At 39.1% G+C, this 25,645-nt stretch carries 24 protein-coding genes; 19 read left to right on the forward strand and 5 right to left on the reverse strand.

Annotated features, from left to right (window positions below; translation table 11 throughout):
- The first annotated feature begins 36 nt into the window (after positions 1-36).
- From MLC35_RS04785 to MLC35_RS04795, 3 genes are read left to right on the forward strand one after another with little or no spacing between them, the layout of a single operon-like run.
- Positions 37-858 carry an HDOD domain-containing protein gene (locus MLC35_RS04785; protein ID WP_434638067.1) on the forward strand — a complete coding sequence of 274 codons (822 nt, stop codon included), beginning with the start codon at positions 37-39 and terminating at the stop codon, positions 856-858.
- On the forward strand, positions 855-3,578 hold the full coding sequence (gene polA / locus MLC35_RS04790) for a DNA polymerase I (protein WP_434638069.1): 2,724 nt from the start codon (positions 855-857) through the stop codon (positions 3,576-3,578). The genes MLC35_RS04785 and polA overlap by 4 nt, the downstream gene beginning before the upstream one ends.
- Positions 3,578-4,597 carry an aldo/keto reductase gene (locus MLC35_RS04795; RefSeq protein ID WP_434638071.1) on the forward strand — a complete coding sequence of 340 codons (1,020 nt, stop codon included), beginning with the start codon at positions 3,578-3,580 and terminating at the stop codon, positions 4,595-4,597. Before polA ends, MLC35_RS04795 begins: the two co-directional genes overlap by 1 nt.
- On the opposite strand, the gene MLC35_RS04800 is transcribed toward MLC35_RS04795, so the two are convergent.
- The 3 genes from MLC35_RS04800 to MLC35_RS04810 are packed head-to-tail and all read right to left on the reverse strand — an operon-like array spanning position 4,587 to position 7,629.
- On the reverse strand, positions 4,587-6,383 hold the full coding sequence (locus tag MLC35_RS04800) for a sensor domain-containing diguanylate cyclase (protein ID WP_346388622.1): 1,797 nt from the start codon (positions 6,381-6,383) through the stop codon (positions 4,587-4,589). The genes MLC35_RS04795 and MLC35_RS04800 overlap by 11 nt on opposite strands.
- 59 nt (positions 6,384-6,442) lie before the next feature.
- Positions 6,443-6,700, reverse strand: a complete 258-nt coding sequence (locus tag MLC35_RS04805; RefSeq protein WP_346388623.1) for an EscU/YscU/HrcU family type III secretion system export apparatus switch protein — start codon at positions 6,698-6,700, stop codon at positions 6,443-6,445.
- Positions 6,697-7,629: a flagellar hook-length control protein FliK gene (locus MLC35_RS04810; RefSeq protein WP_346388624.1), complete on the reverse strand. Its 933-nt coding sequence runs from the start codon at positions 7,627-7,629 to the stop codon at positions 6,697-6,699. The genes MLC35_RS04805 and MLC35_RS04810 overlap by 4 nt, the downstream gene beginning before the upstream one ends.
- 259 nt (positions 7,630-7,888) lie before the next feature.
- Here MLC35_RS04810 and MLC35_RS04815 point away from each other — a divergent pair, with 259 nt between their 5' ends.
- The 11 genes from MLC35_RS04815 to MLC35_RS04865 all read left to right on the forward strand — a co-directional run bounded on the left by MLC35_RS04815 (position 7,889) and on the right by MLC35_RS04865 (position 20,343).
- On the forward strand, positions 7,889-8,317 hold the full coding sequence (locus tag MLC35_RS04815) for a hypothetical protein (protein WP_151900580.1): 429 nt from the start codon (positions 7,889-7,891) through the stop codon (positions 8,315-8,317).
- Positions 8,317-8,835 (forward strand): thiamine phosphate synthase, encoded by a 519-nt coding sequence (locus tag MLC35_RS04820; protein WP_346388625.1) that lies wholly within the window; start codon positions 8,317-8,319, stop codon positions 8,833-8,835. Before MLC35_RS04815 ends, MLC35_RS04820 begins: the two co-directional genes overlap by 1 nt.
- Positions 8,836-8,906: 71 nt before the next feature.
- On the forward strand, positions 8,907-9,503 hold the full coding sequence (locus tag MLC35_RS04825) for a TetR/AcrR family transcriptional regulator (protein WP_346388626.1): 597 nt from the start codon (positions 8,907-8,909) through the stop codon (positions 9,501-9,503).
- Positions 9,481-10,386: a hydrogenase gene (locus tag MLC35_RS04830; RefSeq protein ID WP_151900577.1), complete on the forward strand. Its 906-nt coding sequence runs from the start codon at positions 9,481-9,483 to the stop codon at positions 10,384-10,386. Before MLC35_RS04825 ends, MLC35_RS04830 begins: the two co-directional genes overlap by 23 nt.
- On the forward strand, positions 10,364-11,665 hold the full coding sequence (locus tag MLC35_RS04835) for a nickel-dependent hydrogenase large subunit (RefSeq protein ID WP_434638075.1): 1,302 nt from the start codon (positions 10,364-10,366) through the stop codon (positions 11,663-11,665). Before MLC35_RS04830 ends, MLC35_RS04835 begins: the two co-directional genes overlap by 23 nt.
- Positions 11,666-11,800: 135 nt before the next feature.
- Complete coding sequence (locus MLC35_RS04840) at positions 11,801-13,036, forward strand: hydrogenase small subunit (RefSeq protein ID WP_226069083.1); 1,236 nt, start codon at positions 11,801-11,803, stop codon at positions 13,034-13,036.
- The gene (locus tag MLC35_RS04845) at positions 13,036-14,814 is read left to right on the forward strand and encodes a nickel-dependent hydrogenase large subunit (protein WP_151900574.1); all 1,779 of its coding nucleotides are present in this window, start codon (positions 13,036-13,038) and stop codon (positions 14,812-14,814) included. The genes MLC35_RS04840 and MLC35_RS04845 overlap by 1 nt, the downstream gene beginning before the upstream one ends.
- A gap of 11 nt (positions 14,815-14,825) precedes the next feature.
- On the forward strand, positions 14,826-15,560 hold the full coding sequence (locus MLC35_RS04850; protein ID WP_434581451.1) for a cytochrome b/b6 domain-containing protein: 735 nt from the start codon (positions 14,826-14,828) through the stop codon (positions 15,558-15,560).
- Between the two features lie 41 nt (positions 15,561-15,601).
- Positions 15,602-17,527, forward strand: coding sequence for a Kae1-like domain-containing protein (locus MLC35_RS04855; protein ID WP_418641287.1), 1,926 nt, complete (start codon positions 15,602-15,604; stop codon positions 17,525-17,527).
- On the forward strand, positions 17,505-19,793 hold the full coding sequence (gene hypF / locus MLC35_RS04860; RefSeq protein WP_434638078.1) for a carbamoyltransferase HypF: 2,289 nt from the start codon (positions 17,505-17,507) through the stop codon (positions 19,791-19,793). Before MLC35_RS04855 ends, hypF begins: the two co-directional genes overlap by 23 nt.
- Positions 19,786-20,343 carry a hydrogenase maturation protease gene (locus tag MLC35_RS04865; RefSeq protein WP_188109960.1) on the forward strand — a complete coding sequence of 186 codons (558 nt, stop codon included), beginning with the start codon at positions 19,786-19,788 and terminating at the stop codon, positions 20,341-20,343. Before hypF ends, MLC35_RS04865 begins: the two co-directional genes overlap by 8 nt.
- 68 nt (positions 20,344-20,411) lie before the next feature.
- Here the strand turns inward: MLC35_RS04865 and MLC35_RS04870 are convergent, their stop codons facing one another.
- Positions 20,412-20,948 carry a HyaD/HybD family hydrogenase maturation endopeptidase gene (locus tag MLC35_RS04870; protein ID WP_434638080.1) on the reverse strand — a complete coding sequence of 179 codons (537 nt, stop codon included), beginning with the start codon at positions 20,946-20,948 and terminating at the stop codon, positions 20,412-20,414.
- Positions 20,945-21,628 (reverse strand): transposase, encoded by a 684-nt coding sequence (locus MLC35_RS04875; RefSeq protein ID WP_434638082.1) that lies wholly within the window; start codon positions 21,626-21,628, stop codon positions 20,945-20,947. The genes MLC35_RS04870 and MLC35_RS04875 overlap by 4 nt, the downstream gene beginning before the upstream one ends.
- 118 nt (positions 21,629-21,746) lie before the next feature.
- On the opposite strand from MLC35_RS04875, the gene MLC35_RS04880 reads away from it, so the two are divergent.
- From MLC35_RS04880 to hypE, 5 genes are read left to right on the forward strand one after another with little or no spacing between them, the layout of a single operon-like run.
- Entirely contained in the window at positions 21,747-22,388 is a 642-nt protein-coding gene (locus MLC35_RS04880) for a hypothetical protein (RefSeq protein WP_434638084.1), read from the forward strand.
- Between the two features lie 9 nt (positions 22,389-22,397).
- The gene (gene hypB / locus MLC35_RS04885) at positions 22,398-23,177 is read left to right on the forward strand and encodes a hydrogenase nickel incorporation protein HypB (RefSeq protein ID WP_151900566.1); all 780 of its coding nucleotides are present in this window, start codon (positions 22,398-22,400) and stop codon (positions 23,175-23,177) included.
- A gap of 1 nt (position 23,178) precedes the next feature.
- Positions 23,179-23,469 (forward strand): HypC/HybG/HupF family hydrogenase formation chaperone, encoded by a 291-nt coding sequence (locus MLC35_RS04890; RefSeq protein WP_151900565.1) that lies wholly within the window; start codon positions 23,179-23,181, stop codon positions 23,467-23,469.
- Between the two features lies 1 nt (position 23,470).
- The gene (gene hypD / locus MLC35_RS04895; RefSeq protein WP_151900564.1) at positions 23,471-24,616 is read left to right on the forward strand and encodes a hydrogenase formation protein HypD; all 1,146 of its coding nucleotides are present in this window, start codon (positions 23,471-23,473) and stop codon (positions 24,614-24,616) included.
- Complete coding sequence (gene hypE / locus MLC35_RS04900) at positions 24,613-25,611, forward strand: hydrogenase expression/formation protein HypE (protein ID WP_434638086.1); 999 nt, start codon at positions 24,613-24,615, stop codon at positions 25,609-25,611. The genes hypD and hypE overlap by 4 nt, the downstream gene beginning before the upstream one ends.
- The last annotated feature ends 34 nt before the right edge of the window (positions 25,612-25,645 follow it).

The raw sequence follows: 25,645 nt of genomic DNA on the forward strand, positions 1-25,645 counted from the left end.
ATATGTTATAATAAAAGAAAAATAAAGGCTTATTTTATGAAGAGCTCAATTCTTGAGAGTATAAAATCGCTTCCTCCTCTTTCAAAAACTATTATTGACATTAACCGGGTTTATGCGGATGAAGAGGCAGGTGTCGGTGACTTGGTCAAGGTTGTGGAACGTGATCCTATGATAGTTGCCAATTTACTTAAACATGCCAATTCCCCTTTGTATGGTTTTGGGAGAGAGATTAAAAGTGTTGCACAGGCTGTTTCACTTTTTGGTATGAGCATGACACGCTCTATTGCGCTTGGAAACTCTGTGCGTAAACTTTTAAATGTAGATATGCAACCTTACGGAGTAACAAGTGAGAAATTTGCAGAAATCTCCAGTATGCAGGCAACGCTTATGCGTAAATGGTATGCAAAGATAGATAAACAAAAGGCTGATACATTGTATTTGGCTGCATTTTTGCAAGAAACAGGGAAAATTCTGATAGCAAGTGATGTCATCCAGGAAGATGAAGGTGTGAGTTTTCAATCAGAAGCAGAACATTCCAACAATTTGGCAGAGCTGGAAAAAGCATATGTAGAAGTGACAAGTTCTCAGGTAACAGCAAAAATCTTTGAGCACTGGAGTTTTGAGAAAGAATTTGTTGAAATGATTCGTTATGCGGACAATCCTTCGAGTGCACCGGAAGAGGTACAGGAGTATGCTGCTGCTTTGAATATAGTCAAGACTGTCATTCCTGTTAATAATCCTTTGTCAGAGCAGACAATAAATTTTGGACTCAAACGTGCCAAAGATACCGGTTATGATTCAAGCATACTGCAAGAGGCAATCAATGATATGCTTGATGCTGCAGAGGTTTCTTCATGAGCAAAACAGTTACAGTCATAGATACATTCGGATTTTTCTTTCGGAGTTTTTACGCACTTCCTCAGCATTTACGTACAAAAGACGGTTTCCCGACCGGACTTTTAACCGGGTTTACCAATTTTATTTCGAGTTTGCAAAAAGAGCACGACAGTGACTATATCATCTTTGCCATAGACTCCAAAGGCGATACTTTCAGAAATGAAATAGATGTCAATTACAAAGCAAACCGAAGTGCTCCTCCGCCGGAACTCACACAACAGCTTCCCGTTGCCATAGAGTGGATAAACAAGATGGGATATAAAACACTCGGCAAGAGCGGTTTTGAAGCGGATGATATTATTGCCACAGTCGTGAAGTGTGCAAAAGAAAAAGGCTACAAAGTCAGAGTTGTTTCCCATGACAAAGACCTCTACCAGCTCATAGATGATGACAAAGTAGTCATTGTCGATGCTATTAAAAGAAAATATGTAAATGAAAAAGCATGTTATGACAAATACGGCGTAACACCCAAGCAGTTTGTAGACTATCAGGCAATTCTCGGCGACAGTGCGGATAATGTTCCCGGTGTCAAAGGCATAGGAAAAGTCGGTGCCGAGAAACTTTTAAAAGAGTACGGCACGCTTGATAATATTTATGCGCATATCAATGAGATCAAGGGCGCGACACAAAAGAAGCTCATAGCGTCAAAAGAACAGGCTTATATGTCAAAAGAGTTGGTAACTTTGCATCCTGATGTGTTTGAGTGCAAAGATTTTGATTTTGAAGAGTATAAAATGGATGTGGAAAATCCGTTTTTAAATATATATGACGAACTGGTCAAGTATGAACAAAATGCAATTCTGCGTACGCTTCATGCAAAAAACATGGTCAGCCCCGAGCGTCAGGAAAGCGCCAAAAAACTACAAGAGTCCTGTGAGGAAAAAGCTTCAAAACTGGATTTTAAAGCGACACTGCTTACAGACGAAACAGAGTTGAACAAGGTTCTTGACAAACTCGATGCAGATACACTCGTTGCTTTTGACACGGAAACAACGGGACTGGATTATATAAAAAACAAACTTGTCGGTTTTAGCTTTTCTTTTAATGATGAGGAAGCCTATTATGTTCCTTTTGGGCATTTTTATTTGGGTGTGGCTGATCAGGTAAGCAAAGAGGTTGCCAGAAGTGCTATGCGCCGTATTTTCAACTCTCGTGTAGTGGGTCATAACATAAAATTTGATTTGCATTTTGTTTTACGTTTTTTAGATGAAAAAGAGCTGCCTGTATATTGTGACAGTATGATTTTGGCATGGCTTATTAACCCGGAATCTGCTTTAAGCCTGGACAAACTTTCTGACAAACTCCTAGGGCATGAAATGGTGCATTTCAAAGATACGGTAAAAAAAGGGGAAAACTTTTCTACCGTGGAACTTGATGATGCCTGTGTGTATGCCGCAGAGGACGCTTTTATAACACGAAAACTCTATAAACTCTTTTTACAAAAACTGGAACTCCAGGATGCGACACACCTCATAGAAGAGGCAAAAACAGTTGAAATTCCGTTTATTCATACACTTTTGAAAATGGAAGAGGAGGGGATAGAAGTCGACACAGCCTTTTTAGAAAAGTTTTTGGTTGAGGTAAAAGAGACACTCGAACACTTGACAAAAAGTATCTATGAACTTGCGGGGAGTGAGTTTAACATCAATTCAACACAGCAACTCGGCAAGATACTTTTTGAAAAACTCGGGCTTCCTGTGGGAAAAAAGACAAAAACAGGCTATTCTACAGATGAAAAAGTACTCAGTTCTTTAAAAGAGAAGCATCCCGTCATCCCAAAACTACTGGAGTATCGTGAGGTTCATAAACTCTACTCTACCTATATTGACCCGCTTTTAAAATTGGCGGATGAGGATGAACACCATAGAATTCATACCTCTTTTGTGCAAACCGGTACAGCAACAGGAAGACTGAGCTCAAAAAACCCGAATTTGCAAAATATTCCGACAAGAACACCGCTGGGTGCAAAAATCCGTAGAGCATTTGTAGCCGGTGAGGGCAAAAAACTCATTGGTATTGATTACTCGCAGATGGAACTGCGCCTCTTGGCGCATTTTTCACAGGATCCTGTTTTGGTGGATGCATTTATGCATGACAAAGATATTCACTTACAGACGGCTGTGGTATTATTCGGTGAAGAGGAAGCAAAAGCAAAAAGAAACATAGCAAAAACCGTTAATTTTGGACTTTTATATGGAATGGGGCAGAAAAAACTCTCAGATACTCTGGGCATTCCAACAAAAGAGGCAAAAGCAATTATAGAGAAGTATTTTGCATCCTTTCCGACAGTTAAAGCCTACTTTCGTTCTATAGTGGAAAAATCAAAAGAACAGGGATATGTAGAAACATTACTCAAACGCAGACGCTATTTTGATTATGAAAACGCCACACCGATGTACAAGGCTGCCTATGAACGAGAAGCGGTCAACACTGTTTTTCAGGGAAGTGTGAGTGATATTATAAAACTCAGTATGAATAAAATCCATACTATTATCAATGAGGAAAAACTGCCGGCTAAAATGTTATTGCAAATTCATGATGAACTGATTTTTGAAGTTGATGCAAAAGAAGTTGATGTACTCGGAGAGAGATTCCGAAATATTATGGATCATATTGTAGAACTCAAAATACCTCTGCGGGCAAGTTTAAATATCGGGGATAACTGGGGAGAATTAAAATAATGGAGTTTCGATATATAGGAAAAACAGGCTTGAGAGTCAGTCCAATATGCCTTGGAACTATGACTTTTGGGACACAGACACCTGATGAGAAGGCTGCTTTTGAAATAATGGACAAAGCCTATGAAGCAGGTGTGAATTTTTTTGATACAGCCGAGTTGTATCCTGTACCTCCTTCTGCCAAACTTGCAGGAGTGACAGAAGAGATTGTAGGCCGATGGCTCAAAACAAAACCGCGTGAGAGTATTATACTTGCTACAAAGGTTGCAGGGGCTGCAAGCGGTTGGTTTGTTCCGCCTGTTCGTCACGGACTGACAGCAATAGACAGTTTTCATATTGAGAAGGCGGTTGAGGGAAGTCTTAAACGTTTGGGGACTGACTATATTGACCTGTATCAGATGCACTGGCCGGATACTGTAGTGCCGATTGAGGAGAGTCTTAAAGCCTTTGACAGACTTGTACAAAGCGGTAAAGTGCGTTATATAGGAACGTCCAACGATACGGCCTACGGTACTTCAAAAGCATTAATGACAAGCGAATTCAAAGGATATGCCAGATTTGAGTCCATTCAAAACAATTTTTCTCTTTTAAATCGCAGATTTTTGGATGAACTTGCTGTGCTTTGTGAAAAAGAGCAGATTTCGCTTTTGCCGTATTCGCCGCTTGCAGGCGGAGTCTTGAGCGGCAAATACAATCAGACAAATAATACAACAGGAAGATTTGCAACGTATGTACAATCAAAAAATGCCAGACAAAGAGCCATGGCACAAAGATTTCTTAATGACAAGACGCTCGCTTCGACGCAAAAATATTTAAAAATAGCGCATGATGCAGGGCTTGATCCGGTAACTATGGCAATTGCCTGGTCCAAACAGTTTTCTTTTGTTGCATCCACTATTATAGGTGCCACGCAACCGGCACAACTTGATGCAAGTTTGGCGGCAATGGATGTAGAACTTTCACAGGAAGTGCTTGACGCCTGCGATAAAGTGCATCAGGAAATTTTATATCCTATGGGCTAGGAAGTGTTTGACTGGGTTTGCTGAAATGATATCCCTGTGAGTACTCAATGCCCAGGTCTTCAACAATCTTTTGCACACTGGCATTGTGTACAAATTCGGCTACACAGGGGATATTGGCATTTTTTGCAAAAAATGCAATCGCTTTGGTGATTTCATAACTTTTTGGATTGGTGTCAATGTCTTTTATATATTTTGCATCAATTTTTAAAAAGTCTATATCAAGATCCAAGACTCTTTCAAAGTTTGAATATTCAATACCAAAATCGTCCAGAGCAAGGGCATATCCCTTTTCTTTTAAAGCATTTAACTGTTGGATATGGTTTTTCTTTCCGCTTGCACTGATGCCTTCAAGTATCTCTAAAATAACACGGGAAGGGTTTATACTGTATTTGGCAGATTTCTCATTTAAATAATCCAGAATATAGTGACGTGTCAAATCATCTTCTGTAAGATTTATTGAAAAGATATACTCATTATGTGACATAATTTCAAAAGTTTTGTCTATCATGATTTTGGTGATTTCCGGCAGAAGACCGGAGGAGTGGGCAGGTTTCAAAAAGAAGTAGGGAGAAAAAATTTCTTTTTCTGTTTTTATTCGGGCAAGTGCTTCAAATTTTGTAATTTCACCGGTGCTGTTGTCCCGGATACCCTGAAAAAAAGGAACAATATTATTTGAAATAAGGGCATTGTGCAAAATATTATTTGCCTCTATAAACTCTTTTCTTTTTTGAAAAAAAATATTTTCTTCCTTGTTGTCAAAAATATAGAGAGCACTTCTGCCTCTTGTTTTTGCATGTTTCAAGGAGATAATCGCATGTTTAAAAAGGTTTGTGCTGCCCGTGGCAGCTCCGTAGGAAAAAGAGATATTCAAGGCTATGGAATCTATAAGCAGTTCATGTGTGTAAAAATACTCTTGTATCTTTTTAACATTTTGTTCTACATTGGCATCTGCATGTAAAATAATGGCAAACCTGTCTGCTTCAAGCTTGCATATTTTCGGATATTGCAGTTTTGCTGTAAAGATATCTGCAACATTGGTGAGCAGTGCGTCGCCTACAGAAAAACCGTAAGTGTTGTTGATATAGCTGAAATTATTGATATCGAGAATTAAAAGAGTATGTTCCTGAGTGTCATTCAATAATTTGTCTATATATGTTTTGTTATGCAGTCCTGTTAAATTGTCATAATAAAGCATATGTTGTATTTTGTTCTCTATTTCTTTGTTTTTTAATACAATATTAACAATAAATGCGGCTGTTTCAAGAAGTTTTTTGTGAAAAGGCGTCGGCAGCCGATGTTCAAAAGAGGAGAGGGCAAAGCTTCCGACGGCTTTGTTGTTTTCATCGACAATTGGCATGGACCAGCAGGAACAGAGATTGTAATCATAGGCAACCTGTCTTAAATCAGCCCATCTTTTGTCTTTAAATGTATTTAAAACATACTGAGGCTTATTGTGAAAGACTGCATTGCCGCAAGAGCCGCCACCGGGTCCCGGTTTGAGATTTTCCAGGGATTTTCGTCCTGAATCAGGTATAGAAGGGGCGCAAAGTACACTCATAAAACCGGTCTCTTTGTTGACAAGCATAATGGATGCGACAGAATTTGGCAACAGATGTTCTGTCAACAGGCATAAATGCTGAAGGATATCCTCATAATCGTCATTGAGTGACAGTTTATTTAAAACAGCACTTTGAATGTCAAGAATTTTTTCATACTCTTTTGGAGTGATGTGAAGCTGACCAAGCTGTATTTCATTTAAGTTTTTACATGTAAGCTCTTCTTCCACAATTGACCTTCCCAGAAATTAAATATATGATAACAATATCATATAACCGCTTAATTTGTTTATGATTTTTCTCTTGTAACTGAATAAACAAAGCTAAAAACTTCAGCGATAGCCTTATACATCTGCGGAGGTATTTCTTTGTCAAGTTCCACCTTGGACAACAGTTCCACTAAATCTTCGTCTTTTTTGAGAGGAACACCGTTTTCTTTGGCAAGCTGAATGATTTTTTGTGCAGTTTTTCCTTCCCCTTTGGCACTTACAAGAGGTGCCTGGTCTTTTTCTTTGTTGTATTTGAGTGCGACTGCTTTTTCTTTCATGCTTTTAGCTCAAATCCCATTTCCAGGTCGTCATTTATTTGTTTTTCATAATCATTTTGCTGCACGTTAACAAAGCGAATCTCTTTTGGCAGGATGTTTACATGTAAGAGCTGTTTTTTCAGGTTTTGCAGATTGCTTTGCAGGAGAGATTTCAGTGTTTTGTTTTGGGTACTTATATTGATACTGAGTTGATTGTCCTGAAAAAGTGCCAGTCTCAGGTCAAGCTCTCCGTAGTTTTTGAGCTGCAAATGGATATCGCAAAAAAATTTATTGTTTTTTGCATTTTTTACAGTTATATTCCCCTCTTCAAGTTCATCCCATACATAAGGGAGATAAAGTGATGAGGCATTTTCCAGGTGCGAAAGCAGTTGGCTGTAATCTATCTGAAGCAGAAGTTTATCTATATGTTTGAGTATTTCGTGTTTATTTGGCTGTGATGAATTTGTTAATGCTTCATGGGTTCGCAAAAGAACAGCCTTCAAGTCCGATGAAAAAAGTTCTTTTGGGTTTTGTGAATTTTTTATGTTTGCTTCTAAAAAAATACCGGAATTTTGCAGTTTTGTTTTTAGCTCTTTTGGGTTTATCTCTTTGATATCTGTTAAAAAACCTTCAAGTGTTTTTTCCAAGGGCAGCGGATTTTTGTTCTGTTGTAAGGTCTGTAAGAGTTCTTTGAGTGTCGAGTTTATGTTTGTCAAATTTTTCAGTGTCGGATTGTTCTGCAGCAAATCAAGCAAAAGTTTGTCCTGTTTTGCTGTTGAATTGACAGAGCGTTGCAATAAAGCTTCTAAGACGGAGCCCAAATCTTTTGACTGTGTCAGCGTCTGCATCTCCTGAGGCGAGGCACTTTTCAACACCTCCGCCAATGCTTTGTTAGTGTTTGGAAGGATTACATGTAACTGTTTGGAGGAGGCATTGTTTAATTTTATCATAGTATAAGTTTATCATACTTGAGTATAATACGCAAAAAACAGATGTTTTCTCGGAACCGGTACTTCAGTGCCGGCTGAGAGTGGCAAGATTATTGCAACAGCCGGCACTGAAGTACCGGTTCCAAAAAATGCTTAACTTAAGGGTAGTGAGGTTTTAATCTAGGCTTTAGTCTTTAAAGCCTAAAAGACGAAGCGAAAGCATCGTTTCCCGAAAACATAAGAACTTTTACAAAAATTATAAAAAACAGAGAGAGAAAAAATGGATAAAAAAATAGAAAAGATTTTAGATATCTGGCATAAACATTTTGCAAAAGAAGCAAATCAGTACTCCGAATATGAACCCTCGGATATTGAATACTTTGTAGGCTGTATGCTGTATAACCATTTCGCTTTTTCCAAAGCACATCACAACCTTAAAACTATGGATTTGAGTTATGATTTTTTGTCTGCCTGCGGGGATGAATATGAGATGATACAAAAGATGATAGCCGAGATAAAGTTTGAAGATGAAACAGAAGCTTTGGCATTTTTACAAAATTATATAGAAGAAGCAAAAGCAAAATATACAAAACCCGAACTTTATTTGCTTGACAGGCTGGATTATCATGTCAGTGCAATGGCAGAGCGTTATGCAAAAAATGTGGATGTGCAGAAAATAGATTTTCAAAATCCTTTGTTGAAAAAATAATGAAAAAGTACCTCATAACATCCGCTCCTTCTTATTTTCAACTCAGAAAATATATGCCTGATTTTGCACTCTACCGTGACAAAGAGAATGAAAACTACGCCATAGAAGCACAAAACTTTGTGCAGATGTGCAAGCCCCTGCACGAACTCAAGGTGTTTTTGCATCAAGAATATAACTTGGCTAAGGAATTGGGTGCAGATGGTGTGCATTTGACATCACAACAGTTTGATGATATTGCAAAGGCAAAAGAACTGGGGCTTGAAGTCATCATCAGCACACATACGCATGATGAAGTACATGTAGCCGAGGCGATGGGAGCTGATTATGTGACGTACAGTCCCGTATTTTCGTCTCCGGACAAGGGTGAACCCAAAGGTGTGCAGGATTTACAAAGCATAGCAGGGATGACAGATGTCAAAATTTTTGCCCTTGGCGGGATTGTCACGCAAGAGCAGATTGATGCGATAAGTGAAACAAAGGTCTACGGCTTTGCTTCTATACGTTACTTTTTAGGCTGATTTAGGTAGATGATTTTTGCACTTACACTGATAAGGTGCTATAATCAGAAAATATAATTATTGGGAAGAGTATGGCAAGAACAACAAAAGAAGAGCGTAAAAACGGAATAATTTCTGCGGCACTGGAACTTTTTTCTGAAAACGGATTTTATATTACAACCATTCCTGACATAGCGAAAAAAGTAGGTATGAGTGTCGGCAACTTTTATAACTACTTTAGTTCAAAAGATATTTTGGCAAAAGAACTCATTATGTATATCTCTGAATATTTAGGCAAAAATATCCGTGCTATCAATGAGAGTGATATAAACACAGAGGAAAAAATTGAAAAAATTGTCTCCATGTATTTTGATACGGCCAAAGAGAGACCGGAAATGATAGAATATTTTTTGCGTGTCTATCTTTCAAACAGGGAAGTGTTTAAAGACGGATGTGAGGGAATGATATGTGTTTCTCCTTTTATTACGGAAATGATGATATTTTTTGAAAACGGTGTGGCTTCAGGTGAGTTGCATGATCAGGATTTCTTCTCAGCTTTTGGGCTTTTCATGGGCTATCTGGGCGGTATGGTATTTCTTTACGGTGAGAAAATTCTTCCTGAACCATTGGATGATTATAAACAGTCAATTTCTGAGAACATTTATAATGCACTCAAAACAAGAACATAAATTAAAGGTTTTTTGGCTGCAGGGCCTTACATGTAACGGGAATGCCCACTCTTTTTTAAATCTGGATTATTTAGGCGAACTTTTAGAAAAGACAGAATTTTTACAGCATCCCCTTTTACCCTCAAAATACGCTTTAAGCGAAATGGCAGAGTGCAAAACAGGCTGTGATGTTTTGATATTTGAAGGGGCATATGATCCGTCTTTAAAAAGGGCAGGTGTTTTTGTAGACAAAATACTCCGCCATTATGCAAAAAATGCCAAATACATTATAGCAGTCGGTACCTGTGCCAGTTTTGGCGGCATATTCAAGGCAACTTCTCCCCAGACAAATTCCGGTATACTTTTTAATGAAGCAGAAAAAAACGGTCCTCTGCAGGAATATAATGCAAAAATAATCAACCTGTCCGGGTGCCCGGTTCATCCGGAGTGGCTGGGTTTCACACTGAATATGATTATTGACAGGCGCAAGATTGTTCTTGATGAAGAGCACAGACCACAAGAACTTTACAGCTCCCTGGTGCATCACGGCTGCACACGAAACGAATATTTTGAGTGGAAAGTGGATGCAAACCATTTTGGAGAAAAAGAAGGCTGCCTGTTTTACAAGCAGGGTTGTCGTGCACCGATGACACACGGATCATGCAATACAATTCTCTGGAATGGTGTGAACTCCAAAACAAGATCGGGAACACCCTGCTTTGGCTGTACAGAGAGTGACTTTCCAAGAACAAATCTTTTTGAGACAAAAACAAATATGTCCATACCGGCAGATGCTCCTGTCGGTGTACCAAAGAGAGCCTACCTGACTGTAACAGGTATTGCAAAAACATTCCACATAAAACGACTTGAGGAGCCTCTGATTGATTACAAAAACAATACTTGAACAGATAGAGGGTGAAGCCTCACTCTATTTTGATATGAAAGGCAATATCGTCGATTTTGTAACCATAGCCTTTCCGCATTTCAGAGGTATGGAAAAGATGCTTGAGGGCAAAAATGCTATGGATGCTTTGGTAATTACCCCAAGAGTGTGTGGTATTTGCGGGCATTCCCATCTTTTGGCAAGTGTGCGGGCAATAGAAGATGCCTATAAAAACAGCGATTCTGTTGTTGAGATAACAAACAAAGCAGCAAAGGTACGTGAAATAACACTGGTTTTAGAAATTATTCAAAACCATCTGAAATGGATTTATTTGGTGCTTGTTCCGCACCTCAGAGAACTTTCAGAGTCCGAAGAACTGCTCAATACTCCTCTTAAAGGTGCCTATGGTGCATCATTGGCAACAAAAATCCTGGCAATTTTTGCCGGACAGTGGCCGCATTCCTCTTATATGGTTCCCGGAGGGATTACAAGTGATTTTACCTATGTGGACCTTACAAAGGCAAAAAGTCATTTGCAAAAACTGACAGAGTATTTTGAAGCAGAGACTTTAGGCGTGAGTGTTGAGGAGTTTTTATCTTTTGAATCATGTAAAGACTTTGCACCGCTTGAGAGTGATTTTGCAAAAATTGAGCAGTTATTGATAGATTTGGAGATGCACAAAAAAGGTCATGCAAAAGATACATTTTTAAGTCTTGGCATACATGAGTTTTCTCATGCTGCAAAAGTAAAAGGGACGAAGCTTTTCAAGGTAGCTTCCAGATATGTAGAGACACAGGATGCCTATACGCCGGATGAGAAGAGTTATGCAAAAAATGCGCTTTATAAAAACCAGTTTTACGAAACAGGTCCGCTTGCACGTTGCATGGCAAAAGAGTTTAAACTCATAAAAAATATGCACAGAAGATTTAAAGACAGTGCCTATACCCGTGTTATGGCACGCATTTATGAGACCGCATATCTTCTTGGATTTTGCAAAAAACTTTTGGATGAAGTAGATGTAAGCGAAAAATCATGCGTAGAGAGTGCTGCGCTTAAAAATATTTCTGCAAAAGGAGAGGGTGTTGTGGAAGCACCCAGGGGACCGTTAATTCACAGAGTAGAAATAGAAGGCGGGATTATAAAGTCTTATGAAATCATCACTCCGACACAGTACAATATAGCAAGCGCTACGAAAGAAAATCCTTCCCCCGCACAACAGGCAATGCTGCATTGCTCACAGGCAGATGCAAAATTCATATTTCGCACTTTTGATGTCTGTTCTGTGTGTACTACTCACTAGTTCAGACAGCTGTTTAGTTCTAAAACCATATAAGAAAAATATAAATTTAGTTCAATTTAATAAATATTATATTTGTTTAAGTTATTCTTTTGTAAGATAGTGAATGATTATTCATTTATAGAGAAGGAGTCAGCTATGGCGGATAGAATTGAAGGTGTAAAAAAACTCTTTACATCAAAAAGTGCACGCGTTGAGACAAACAAAGGGGATGCTTATTATGAAAAGCTGTTTGAGAAGTGTCAAGCCCGTATTGAAGAGTTAAAGACGCAACAACCGATTAATAACAGATTGGACATTACTGATGTTTTGGAGATGCAGGGAATCGAGAGAAGGGATTTTTTAAAGTGGGCAAGTGCAGTAACCGGTATGCTTATGCTTCCGGCTTCTTTTACTCCGCTTGTAGCTGACGCTGCGCTGCTTATGAACAGAGCGCCTGTTATCTGGCTGGAACTCTCAGACTGTGCCGGAAACTCTGAGGCATTACTGCGTTCAGACGGACCGAAAATTGATGAAATTGTGCTTGATATCATCTCTTTGGAGTTTCATGAAACACTTCAGGCCGCCTCTGGGCATCAGGCTGAAAAACAGCTTGAAGATGCGATGGAGACTTTCAAAGACAAATACCTTCTGTTTGTTGAGGGAGCGGTACCGCTTGGTATGAACGGACAGTTTGGAACTATAGGTGCAAGCGGTGAGACTATGCATGACCACTTGTTGCGTGTGGCAAAACATGCAGCTGCTGTTGTTGCAGTCGGAAGTTGTGCGACTTTTGGAGGAGTGCCTGCGGCTGCTCCAAATCCGACAGGTGCGGTAGGTGTGATGGATGTCATACAGGGCAAACCTCTTATCAACATTCCTGCCTGTCCTGCCAATCCTGCAAATATGGTAGGGGTTATCTTGCACTACATCCTAACCGGACAGGTTCCGGAACTGGATTCACTGCTTCGTCCGAAGTTTGCTTTTGGCTATAGAATTCATGACAACTGCGAAAGACGGGCGCACTTTGATGCAGGTGAGTATGTGGAAGAGTGGGGTGACGAGGGTGCAAAAAACAACTTCTGTCTCTACAAAGTCGGCTGTAAAGGTCCAATGACATTCAACAACTGTTCTATAGTAAGATATAACGAGGGTGTGAACTGGCCTGTTGGTGTGGGCCGCGGATGTATCGGCTGTTCAGAACCGGATTTCTGGGATAAATATGCGTATGAGAGACCAATGGCAGATGCAAAAATTAAAGCACCTACCGGCGGTGTGGAAAAAACTGTTGATGAGTTTGGTTTGGGACTCTTGACCGCAGCGGGCATAGGTATAGGTATTCATGCAGTGGCCAGTGCAGTAGCAGGGAAGAAAGAAGATGGAGGAGAAGCATAATGGCAAAGAAACATATAGTAGTTGACCCTATAACAAGAATCGAGGGTCATTTAAGAATAGAGGCAATTATAGATGAGAACAATACAATTGTAGATGCGTATGCTTCCTCAACACTCTTTAGAGGGATTGAGACAATTTTAAAAGGCCGTGATCCACGCGATGCGGGATTGTTGGCCATGCGTATCTGTGGTGTTTGTACGGGAACGCATTATCAGCGAAGTATTGAGGCTGTAGAAGATGCTTTTGACATTACTGTTCCTAAAAATGCACGTTTGGTGCGTAACCTTATTCAGGGGGCACTCTATATGCATGACCATTTGGTGCATTTTTATCACCTGCATGCACTTGACTTTGTGGATGTTGTTTCAGCACTCTCGGCAGATCCGAAAAAAGCGGCAAAAGAAGCAGAAAAATGGGCTGCAGTAGCCGGAACAGTCCCGTATGAAGGATATGGAGATCTCAAAGAGGTCCAAGAGAGAGTAGCCAAGTTTGTCAAACAGGGCCGTCTTGGAATTTTCGGGAATGGTTACTGGGGGAACAAACATTATAAACTGACTCCGGAACAAAACCTCATTGGTGTTGCACATTATCTCAAAGCACTGGATATTCAAAGAGATATGGCAAAAATGCAGGCTATATTTGGCGGGAAAAATCCGCATCCTCAGTCTATAGTTGTCGGTGGGGTGACCTGTGTGCAGGATATTCAAAATCCTGCAAGAATTGCTTTGTTTAAACAGCTTTTGCAAGATACCACAAAGTTTGTCAAGCAGGCCTACCTTCCGGATGTTTATATGGCTGGAACAATGTATGCCGATGAAGCAACGGATTCGAAAGCAACATTTACTGAACTTATGCAGGGCAAAGGTGTCGGCGGAACCGGCGGAGGTCTGCTTAACTATATGACCTATGGTGATTTCAGACTTGATGATACCGGTTTTTACAAGGCAAAAACACTTTTTCCAAGCGGACTGGTTTATGGTGGTGATTTGTCAAAAGTTGAAGATGTTGATCCGCAAAAAATTGCAGAAGATGTTACACACTCATGGTATGCAGGTACAGGAAAACCCGAACATCCGTATGATGGTACAACCATTCCGGAATATACCGGACTTGATAAAAAAGAGGATGGCATAGCCTACCTTAAAACTGATGAGAAATACTCCTGGATCAAGTCTCCGATTTATAATGATACCCGTGTTGAAGTCGGACCTTTGGCACGTATGGTTGTCGGTGTTGCCAAAAAAGATGAGAGAATAACAAAATATGTCATGAACTTCTTAAAACGCGGTAATTTACCGACAGCGGTACTCTTTAGTACAGTCGGACGTACGGCAGCCCGTGCTATTGAGACAGAGCTTATGGCTGATGTTATGGTTGAGTGGGTAGATGAGTTGGCTGCAAATGCTGCAAGCGGAGATTTGCGAACATGGACAGAGTTTGATTTTGACAAAGTAAGTGTGAAGACAAAAGGAATGGGACTTGCCGAAGCACCTCGCGGAGCACTCGGTCACTGGGTGAGAGTAGAAAACGGAAAAATTTCAAATTATCAGGCAGTAGTGCCTTCAACATGGAATGCTGCACCACGGGATTACAAAGGCCGTTTGGGAGCATACGAAGCAGCACTTATCGGTACTAAGGTGGCTGATCCCGAACAGCCTCTGGAGATTATACGTACCATTCATAGTTTTGATCCTTGTATCGCGTGTGCAGTGCATGTTGTTGATACAAAGGGTAAGGAACTCGGTGTCTATAAAATAGATACCGGTTGCAGTATCTAAGGAGAACAATTATGAAACCTAAATACAAACAAGTCAAAAGGATGACAGCTTTTATGCGACTCAACCACTGGGTTGTCGCATTCAGCATGATAGGTGCGGTAGTAACCGGACTCTATATAGGGCATCCTTATTATCAGACACTGATTGCTGAGCCTGCTGTTATGAAGTATGTGATGGCATGGAACCGATGGGTGCATTTTATGATTGCAATCATATTTGACGTCAGCAGTATTGTCATTGCGTATCTTTATTTCTTTTCAAGATTTGAAAAGCCATATAAAAAGATCATCCCGACGGCAGGAAACATCAAAGAGTTTTTTGAAGTAATCATCAACCTTGTTATGCTGAACCGCCGTAAAAAGTTTGATTCTACTCACAGTGACAGTTTCAATACTGTTTTCTTTTTGCTGTTTCATTTAATGCTTGCATGGATGCTTTTGACAGGACTGCAACTCTATGTACACGGGCTTGAATCCGGGCTGAGTTCTATAGGGTCATGGTGGCCCTGGATGTTGCATTTGGTGACAGACTGGACCCTGCCGGTTTCATCATGGATGATTGGTTCAACGGCAACGGGAACAAATATTATGGATGTGCGTATTGTACATCACATGACTATGTGGTTTATCCTTTCCTGGGTGGCTTTTCATATCTATTATCAGGTATGGCGTACCATATTTTGGAAAGAGGGAGACATTGGTATTGTTGTCAGCGGTACCAAATTTGTTAAAGAGAAAGAAGCATAGCGCTTCTTTCTGACACAGAAAAATCATTTTAAAGGCATTCAATGGCATTCATCTTGGAATTACACACAACATCTTCTCAAAACTATCTTTATAATACAGTCGTATCTATTGTAAAAACCTGTGATATTGTTGCGGACATATCGCAAAGAGAAGGAAAAATCATTTGTGCTTTTGCATCAGAACATGAAAATCTACAAGCGTGTCTTGATACAATTGCACAAAAACTGCCGGCTTCCATCTTTTTAAAAGCTTCCAAAAGTTATGCAAACGAGGAAGAAGTCTCTTCGAAGACAGAATTAAAGAATGAATACCCTTTAAACCTGGGACTTTGCCCCTCCTGTCAAAAAGAGATGTTTGATGTAAGCTCACGCAGATATTACTATCCTTTTACATCATGCAGCTGTTGCGGAGGCAATTACAGTTTTTTACATGCCTATCCTTATGCACGACAAAACACCTCTATGAAATTTGTTGTTCCCTGTGCATCGTGTAAGGAAGAGATGCAAAGTGCCGGTTTGAGAGAATCGCATCACATTAACAGCTGCCAGGAGTGTGGTGTGCCGGTACGTCTTGTGAACAAATCGAGTGAACGCTATGCCAATGATGCAGGAAGTTTTCGTACGATGTTTGAGGTGGCGGCAAAAGCACTCAATGATGATAAAAAGCTGCTCATAAAAACAACGATGGGATATCGTCTTTTTTACAAAGCCGATACAATGCATGATGACTCCGTGCTTATGATGATAAATGCGGCCAAAATAACAGACCATCTCTCCTTGATTACAGAGGAGTTTAATGCGCTGCTTGGTATTGAGCGACCGATCTTACATGTAACGCTTAAAAATGAAGCACTTAAAGAAAAGCTTGGACGCAATACTGCCTATGTAAAGTATCCTGATGATGGATTTTGTATTTTGTTGGGAGCAGAATTGCAAAAACTTGGCGTAGATTTTATTGCCTATGAAGATGCTGATGCTGCCTGTGAGGCTGATATGCTGATGGATTATGACCTTGAAATCAATCCGCAAAAAGACATGAGAGTCTTTTTAAACAAAGATGTCTCTTTTATTGCCCAGGGAGAGAGAGTCTCTTTCCCTTCACATAATCTGAAAAAACGAAATGTTTTGTCTATCGCTGACGAATATATCGGCTTTGCAAAAGAAAATCAGATGTTTTTTGATAAAATGCAACACTTTGACTCTTTACATGTAGAGCAAGTAAATGTCATAGAGGGGACAGAAGAAGTGTATCATCCAAATCAGCATATTTTTATGCCCGAAGAGGCTTCTTTTATGTCTGTGATTGCAGAACATGAGGTATTCGGACAAAAATGTGTCGGAGCCTATTTTGACGAAGAACCCTCTTTTTTGTATTATGACGGTAAAAATGTTCTCAGAGTTGTGCCTCCCAAGGCTTTTGATGGCAAAAACATCATAGAAGATATAAAAAATCTCAGAGAAGGGTCTGACAGACTTGTTGTCAATTTGGAAAAAAACATGCCCCGCATTTATAAAAAGCTGCTTCATCTGCAAAAGAAAAAAGATGTGAAGCTTTTTGAAGCAGTGGCAATTTTACTCGGAATTGAAGATGAAACAATGCGGGGCGTTGTCAATGAAGCGATGAAATTTGTGGGAAAAGGCGGTATCCAAATTGACACCCATGTAAGTGACAACCGTTTTGACCATGCGGCTTTTCTCTCAAGCATTATCTCATACCAGTTGGCTGATGTAAGTACTTCTATCCTCGCTTATTCCATATTTGAGAGTTTTGGGGATTATTTTAATGATATTTTACAGGAACTCAAATCCAAAACAAAAGCCCAACACATTGTACTGTGCGGAACACATTTTTCAAACCAGTCACTTTTTTCAAGAATGCAAAGAAATTTGAAAATGTCTCCGCCTCTTATGAACATGAATTATCCAATTGGCAAGGAGAGTGCTGTTGTCGGCGGAGTCTATCTGTAGAAAAAAGATATATATCAGCGGTATTGTTCAAGGCGTTGGATTTCGCCCGTTTATTTATGCCTTAGCCAACAGGTACAGGTTATGCGGCTTTGTTTTTAATGACGGCAATGGCGTTGTTGTTGAAGTACAGGGGGAAAACGAGACGCTTCTTGAATTTATCAAAGAGATCGATTTTTCAGCGCCGCCTTTGAGTAGAATAGATACGCTTGGCATTGAAGATATACAGCTCAAAAGTGATGATGGTTTTAGTATTGTAAAATCCCAAGACAGCGCTCTTTCAACAATGCTGAGCCCGGATATGACACTGTGTGATGACTGCAAGCGTGAAATGTTTGATAAGAAAAACCGCCGTTACATGTATCCTTTTATCAACTGTATCAACTGCGGACCGAGATATACCATTATAAAAAATCTTCCATATGACAGAAAAAACACCTCAATGCAAAACTTTACAATGTGCGATACATGTAAAGAGGAGTATGAGGACCCGACAAATCGCCGTTATCATGCGCAGCCGATTTCCTGTTATGACTGTGGACCAAAGTTGGAATTTGTATCTTTAATGGAAGAGTGTCAGGCTCAGAACAATGAGGCTGTAGAAAAAATATGTGAGTGTATAAAATCCGGTAAAACAGTGGCTGTCAAAGGACTGGGCGGCTTTCATCTTGTATGTGATGCAAGAAATGAAGAAGCGGTGATGCTTTTGAGAATTAACAAGCACAGACCAAGCAAACCGTTGGCTGTAATGTTTGAAAATATAGAGTCTTTACAAAAAATCTGTCAAGTTTCCAAGCGTGAAAAAGAACTCATAGTTTCAAAAGAGCGTCCCATTGTTTTGGTAAAAAAGAAAAGCCGGCAACAGGTATTATGCAAATACATTGCTCCGAATATAGACAAAATCGGTGCATTCCTTCCCTATACACCCTTACATGAATTGATTTTAAAAAAACTCAAATTCCCCATAGTAGCCACAAGTGCAAATTTAAGTGATGAACCGATTATTCAAGATCAAAAAGAACTCTTTAAAAAATTGCCCCTTGTTGTGGAAGTATCGCTTAACCATGACCGTGAGATTATTAACGGCTGTGATGACAGTGTTATGATGCAGATTGCCGATCAAAATATCACATTACGGTTGGCACGGGGTTTTGCCCCACTGAGTTTTGTAACAAAGATACAAAAGAGTAAAAAAATCCTGGCACTCGGTGCACAGCAAAAAAGTACAATTACTTTGGCTTTTGAGGGAAATATTGTTATGTCACCTCATATCGGGGATTTAAATACAGTTGGAGCTATGGAATATTTCAGACAGACTGTGCAAACTTTTCAAAGACTTTATAATTTTCAGCCTGACATTATTGTATGTGACAAACATCCAGGATATGAAACAACAAAATGGGCCAAAGAGTACATACAAAATCATCCCTTATGTGAACTTATACAGCTGCAGCATCATTATGCGCATGCTTTGGGTACGATGGCAGAGTATGCTTTGGATGAAGAAGTTTTGGCATTTTGTTTTGACGGTACAGGTTTTGGAGACGATGGAAAGTTATGGGGTGGTGAAGTGCTTTTGGCAACACCAAAAGCGTACAAAAGAGTCTGCCATATGGAAGAATTTTTTTTGATAGGGGGTGAAAAAGCGATAAAAGAACCAAAAAGAGTTGCACTTTCCCTTTTATTTGATATTTTTTCTCTTGAGGAAATAAAGAGTATGCCCAATGATTTTGTATCTTCTTCGGATAAAAAGGAGATACAAACGCTTTACCTTATGCGAAACAGGGGTATAAACTCTATACAGACTACTTCTGTGGGAAGACTCTTTGACGCTGTATATGCCTTGTGTGGTTTTTTGAATCCTTTAGGACATGAAGGAGAGAGCGGGATGATTATGGAGAGTCTTGCACGCGAATTTAAAACAAGAAAGAAGTATACTTTTGAGGTAAAAGATGATGTGATATCTTGTAAAAATCTTATCAAGGAGATACTTGCCGAAGAGAAAAAAGAGCTAATACCGGCAAAATTCATGAATGCTCTTGCTGCGATGATAATACAAATCAGCTTACAACATAAAAACAAAAGAGTAATACTCAGCGGAGGCGTTTTTCAAAACAGTTATTTACTGGAAAAAGTTGTGTCTCTTTTTCAAAAAAATCATATTAAATATAATATTGCATCAAAAGTACCGGTAAATGACGGTGGTATATCACTGGGGCAGGCCTATTATGCATTACATCAAAACAGTATCAAGGAAAATTATGAATAAAAAAGTAGCACTTATCGGAAGCGGCAATGCATTTTTTAAAGATGAAGGAGCCGGTCTGTATGCCGGAAAGTTTTTAAAAGAAAATTTTGATTTTGAACCGGAAATCGAAATAGTCGATGGAGGGACACTGGGCTTTAGACTAATGCCTCTTTTGCAGGAATATGATGCAGTCATTATTGTAAATACAGCCTCTGATAATATGAAAAAAACGGGAGAGATCAGTGTAAAAACAACTGATGAATTTTTAGACGGAGAGCTTGTCAAAAAAACTGCCAATGAAGTCGAAATTGCCGAAATGCTGCAAATTTGTTCTATGAGTGAAAAAATGGCAGAGACAACGGTCATCAGTATTGTTCCAGAGGATATTATATCGGTAGAAGTGGCATTGAGCGAAGCTCTTGAGTCGCATTGGCAAAACTATATCAGTGTTATTTTGCAGACCTTGAAAAATATGGGAATTGTTGTAAAGGAAAAAGAAAAAAGATGCTCTTTGGAAGATATTTTACATATATTTGCCAATCCGAGTATAGAATTTAATCGTGGTTTTTAACAGGAATATAAGATATATCCACAACTCCTGTAATTCCTCAAAGTTCAAAGCAAATTATTGCATCTGCATTATCGGCTTACAGGATTTTTGAAACTTTCAATAATAGCTTCCAATGAGACAGGATGTTCATTTTTACTTACTTGAATTCCCTCTTTTTGCAAGACAGTAATGACAGTATCAATATATGTACCAAAAGTCTCCTGCATAGTCATACTTAATCCTATGCATACATCAATTTTTTGTGGCACTATACCGATGATACTCGATTTAGGGATCTCTTTTCCCATAAGTTCTAAAATATCAAAACACTGCAACACACCTATTTCATGTGCTCCGCCGGAATTGAGACCATATCCTGTAAGCTCATTTGATGGTATATGATAGATACTGCCGGGTTTGTCATCTATCTCAATGGCATCAAGAATGATGATATGTTTATACTCCATAAAAAGATTTAAGAGATTTATGCCTTCAACACCGCCGTTGAGAATATCTGTCTGCGGAGAAAATGTGTAGTTTTTTTCCAGGTATTGTGAAGCATAGACAGCTACACCATCATCAAATTCTAAAATGTTTCCTACGCTCAGGAGTGCCAATTGTTTCATGTCTGCTCTTTAAAATAATTTTGTATGAGAAGTTCTAAAGCTTCTTCTTTTGAATAATTGAATTTAAATTCAAACTCTTTGAGATAATAGTCAAAAAGTTTATGGGAAACACCTTTATATACAAGAATCGATTTTTCAAAATATTTCCAAAAATCAAGAATTTTGTTTTCTTTGTTTGAAAGTCGGATGAGTTTGCTTGCTCTTTGAAATTTTTTAAACTCTTTGGTATACGTATCTTCAAGGTTGTCTTCTAGAAACTGATTTTTATATTTTTGCAAAGAGGGCATTAAAAGTGTATAAATATATCCATTATAGTCAAAAGTCAAAAAATTGTATGCATCAAAGATGGCACCGCTTTTATGCTTTTTTGATTTTTCTAGATAAAAATATTCTTCATATTCTACGGCATTGTCTCTTATTTTCATATAATGTTCTTCACTGATATTTGCACAAAGCATTCTGAAATCCTGATAATAGTTTTTTGCACAGACATAGGAGATATGCAGCAGTTTCGATGCATCTAAAGCACTTTTGTTGTCTAAAAAAGCCTCCATCAGAAAAAGTACTGTATTTACTCTTTTTATTGAAAGCTTTTTTTTGCATTGTGAACATTTGATATTGTGTGAATGCAGACGATACATGTAACCACCGCAATATAAACATTCGGTTTGCCATTGCATTGTAACTCCAAAGTTCTAAAATTATATAAGAAATACTGCTTTTTAGCTTTCTTTTACATAATATAGTATAAAATCTTTTAAACCTGAATAAACATTCATTTTTAAAGGATAAAACTTTATGGAATTAGGATATATGATAATCTTCTATTACGGGATACTTCATGCATTTGGGCCTGACCATTTAACAGCTATTGCGGATTTTTCTATCGGAAAGTCTATGAAAAAAACCATGATGATTACAGTTATGTTTGCATTTGGCCACGGATTGACACTTTTTATGTTTGCAAAGATCTTAGAGGTGTATCGATTGCCTGAGGCAATAACAGCATATGGAGATATTATCTCTTCAACTGTTATTATCGGAATGGGAATATATCTTTTGTATATGGTCTATACGGACAAAATCCATCTCAACAAACATATGCATGACGGAAAAGAACATATTCATATCTATTTTGGAAAAGAGCATACACATACCGAAAATATAGAAACAGCATCAGCATGGACCATGGGAGCGCTGATGGGTATGGGCGGAGTACGAGGTATGCTTGTTACTCTTGGTGCTCTTCATGACAAGAGTATAAATTTCGAGATGATACTCTTTTTCATAGCAGGGGTAAGTATTGTGTTTGTTTCTTTCGGAGGCATTATTTTATATCTCAACAAAGAAGTTTTGACAAACAAAAAGAATGTAAGAAGAGTCTTTACAACAGCCGGTTTCATATCGGTTCTTGTAGGTGCTGATATGTTATTAGGATAAGGAGAAAACATGTGTGCAGATTGCGGATGCAGTATAACAGGAACAACTTTAGGAGATGGGCATCACCATCATCACGACCATAGCCATGAACACCAGGCAGCACATGAAACACTGCATCATAACCCACAGCTCAATGATTCTAAAACGATTAGTGTCATTACAAAAATTTTAGATAAAAACAATCATGAAGCAGGACATAACCGTGCCCATTTTGATAAACACAATGTCTTGAGTATTAATCTGATGAGCAGCCCGGGAAGCGGAAAAACGACACTTTTGGAAAATATGGCTGATATGGCTGATTTTAAGTTTGGAGTCATCGAGGGTGATTTGGAAACAAGCAGAGATGCTGAGCGGATTAAAGCAAAAGGGATACCGGCATATCAGATTCAAACAGGCAGTGCCTGTCATTTGGATGCTTTTATGGTACATAAGGGTCTGCATGAAATGCCTCTTGAGGAGATTGATGTCTGTTTTGTGGAAAATGTCGGCAATCTTGTCTGTCCTGCATCTTATGATGTCGGTACACATCTGAATATTGTCCTTGTTTCGGTTCCTGAGGGGAGCGACAAGATAGAAAAATATCCTGTAATGTTTCGTCAGGCTGATTTGATACTTATTACAAAAACGGATTTGCTTGAGCATTTTGAGTATGATGTGGAACATGAAAAAAATGAAGCACGAAAAATCAAGCCAAATGTAGATATTTTGGAAGTAAATATCAAAGACAAAGCCTCCGTTGAAAAAGTGATAGACTGGATAGAGTTTAAAAGAAAGATGAGAGGGTAATATGTGCTTATCAATACCAAGCAAAGTAGTAAAGATAGACAAAGAGCGTAATGTTGCGGTTGTTGATACTATGGGTATCACAAGAGAGGCAGGACTCGAACTTATGGAAGAAGATGATGTACAAATCGGTGATTATGTATTATTGCATATCGGTTTCATTATGAACAAAATAGATGAAGAGGATGCCCTCGAATCACTCAGAGTTTACAATGAAATTTTAGAAAAACTTGATGAGGAAGAGCGGCGTTCTTTGGTTGAAGAGGATGATAACTGTCCAAACAGAGGTGCATAAAATGAGCCAACTCCAGTTAAAAGATCTGTATGACGGTTTTCGAAATCCTGAGGTAATCGAGGGTTTTGCAAAACTTATAAACGAAGAGGCAAAAAAACTTCCAAAACCGGTTAATATCATGGAAGTCTGTGGCGGTCATACACACTCTATCATGAAATTTGGTCTCCCGCAGCTTCTGCCAAAAAATATAAACTTTATCCACGGACCGGGATGTCCTGTATGTATTATGCCAAAAGAGCGGATTGATCATGCCTACATATTGGCAGAGCTTGATGATACGATTTTGGTAACACTCGGTGATATGATAAAAGTACCCGGAAGCCACGGCAGTCTGCAGGATGCTCGTGCAAAAGGTGCGGATGTGCGTTTTGTCTATTCTCCGCTTGATACACTCAAAATTGCTCAGGAAAATCCGGATAAAAAAATAATCTTTTTTGCCATCGGTTTTGAGACAACAACGCCTATGACAACTTCACTTATAGATATTGTTATTAAAAAAGAGATAAAAAACATTTTCTTTCATATCAACCATGTCACGGTTCCTGAAGTCATGGTGGAGCTTATAGACAGCAGAGATGAACATGTAGACAGCTATAACAACAGAATTGATGCTTTTTTGGGGCCTTCACATGTAAGCGTTATAACGGGAAGTAAAATTTACGAAAAATTCCCAAAAAAGTATAACAGACCTGTAGTGGTTGCAGGGTTTGAGCCGGTCGATGTCATGGAAGCTATCTTGATGATAGTCAGACAGTTCAATGAAGGCAGATGCGAACTTGAAGTGGAGTACAAACGACTCGTTTCGTATGACGGCAATAAAAAAGCACAGGCACTTATAGAGAAGTATTTTGAAAAAGCCTCTCTTTTTAAATGGCGGGGACTTGGAAATATTCCCGATAGCGGATACAGACTCAAAGACGAGTATGCTTATCTTGATGCGGAACATATTTATGCTGATATTTTACCAAAAGAGGAGATAGAAGACCATAAGCTTTGTATCTGCGGTGATATACTTCGAGGAATGGCAAAACCAAACGAATGTACGATCTTTGGTACAGCCTGCAAACCGCAGACACCGCTTGGCAGCTGTATGGTCAGCAGTGAAGGTGCCTGTGCGGCGTATTATAAATATGGAAATCTATTATGAACAAACAGATAACTTTGGCCATGGGTAATGGCGGAGAAGAGAACAACGAGCTTATCTCCAAAATTTTTTACAAAGCGTTTAAAAATGAGATATTGCAAAAAAGTGAAGATGCCGCGGTGATACATGGCGGTGAACTTGCATTTTCTACAGACAGTTTTACGGTAAGCCCTCTTTTTTTTCCGGGAGCAGACATAGGAAAGCTGGCTGTATGCGGTACATGTAACGATCTTGCCATGATGGGTGCAAAGCCGAAATATCTTACATGCAGTGTTATTATAGAAGAGGGGTTTTCAACCCGTGAACTTGAAAAAATAGTGCGCAGTATGAAAAAAGAGCTTGAAGTCAATGGTGCTGTAGTTGTCAGCGGTGATACAAAAGTTGTTCCCCGTGGCAGTGTTGACAAAATCTTTATCAATATAACAGGAATAGGAGAAATCCAAAAAAAAGGGATAAGCTCCAACAATATCACAACTGATGATGTTATTTTACTGAGTCGTGATATTGGGTGTCATGGTGCAACCATCTTTTGTGCTCGTGAGGGAATAGAACTCTCAACTGCTTTAGAGAGTGATTGTGCATCACTGACCCATCAGGTGCAGGCTTTGCTCGATGCAGGTGTGAAAGTGACTGCTATGCGGGATGCAACGCGTGGCGGAGTCAGTGCCGTACTGAATGAATGGGCAAAACAATCCAATATCTGTATAGAAGTGCAAGAAGATGCTGTTCCTGTTTCGCAAGAGGTAAACGGAGTATGCGAGATGTTGGGGTTTGAAGCACTCAACCTTGCAAATGAAGGTACTTTTGTTTTGGCAGTGAAAAAAGAAGATGAGCAAAAAGCACTTGATATACTGCATGGTTTTGAAAATTCCAAAAATGCTGTTACAATTGCCAGTGTCACCCAACAATACAGTCAAAAAGTTATATTGTTAAGCCCGTACGGAACAAAAAGGTTTTTAGATACCCCTACAGGGGAACTTTTGCCCCGTATCTGTTAAGGGTTTTCAGAGGCGCGCTTAAGCTACTTATGTA

It is taken from the genome of Sulfurimonas sp. NW7, from assembly GCF_051132265.1.
Classification (GTDB): Bacteria; Campylobacterota; Campylobacteria; order Campylobacterales; family Sulfurimonadaceae; genus Sulfurimonas; species Sulfurimonas hydrogeniphila.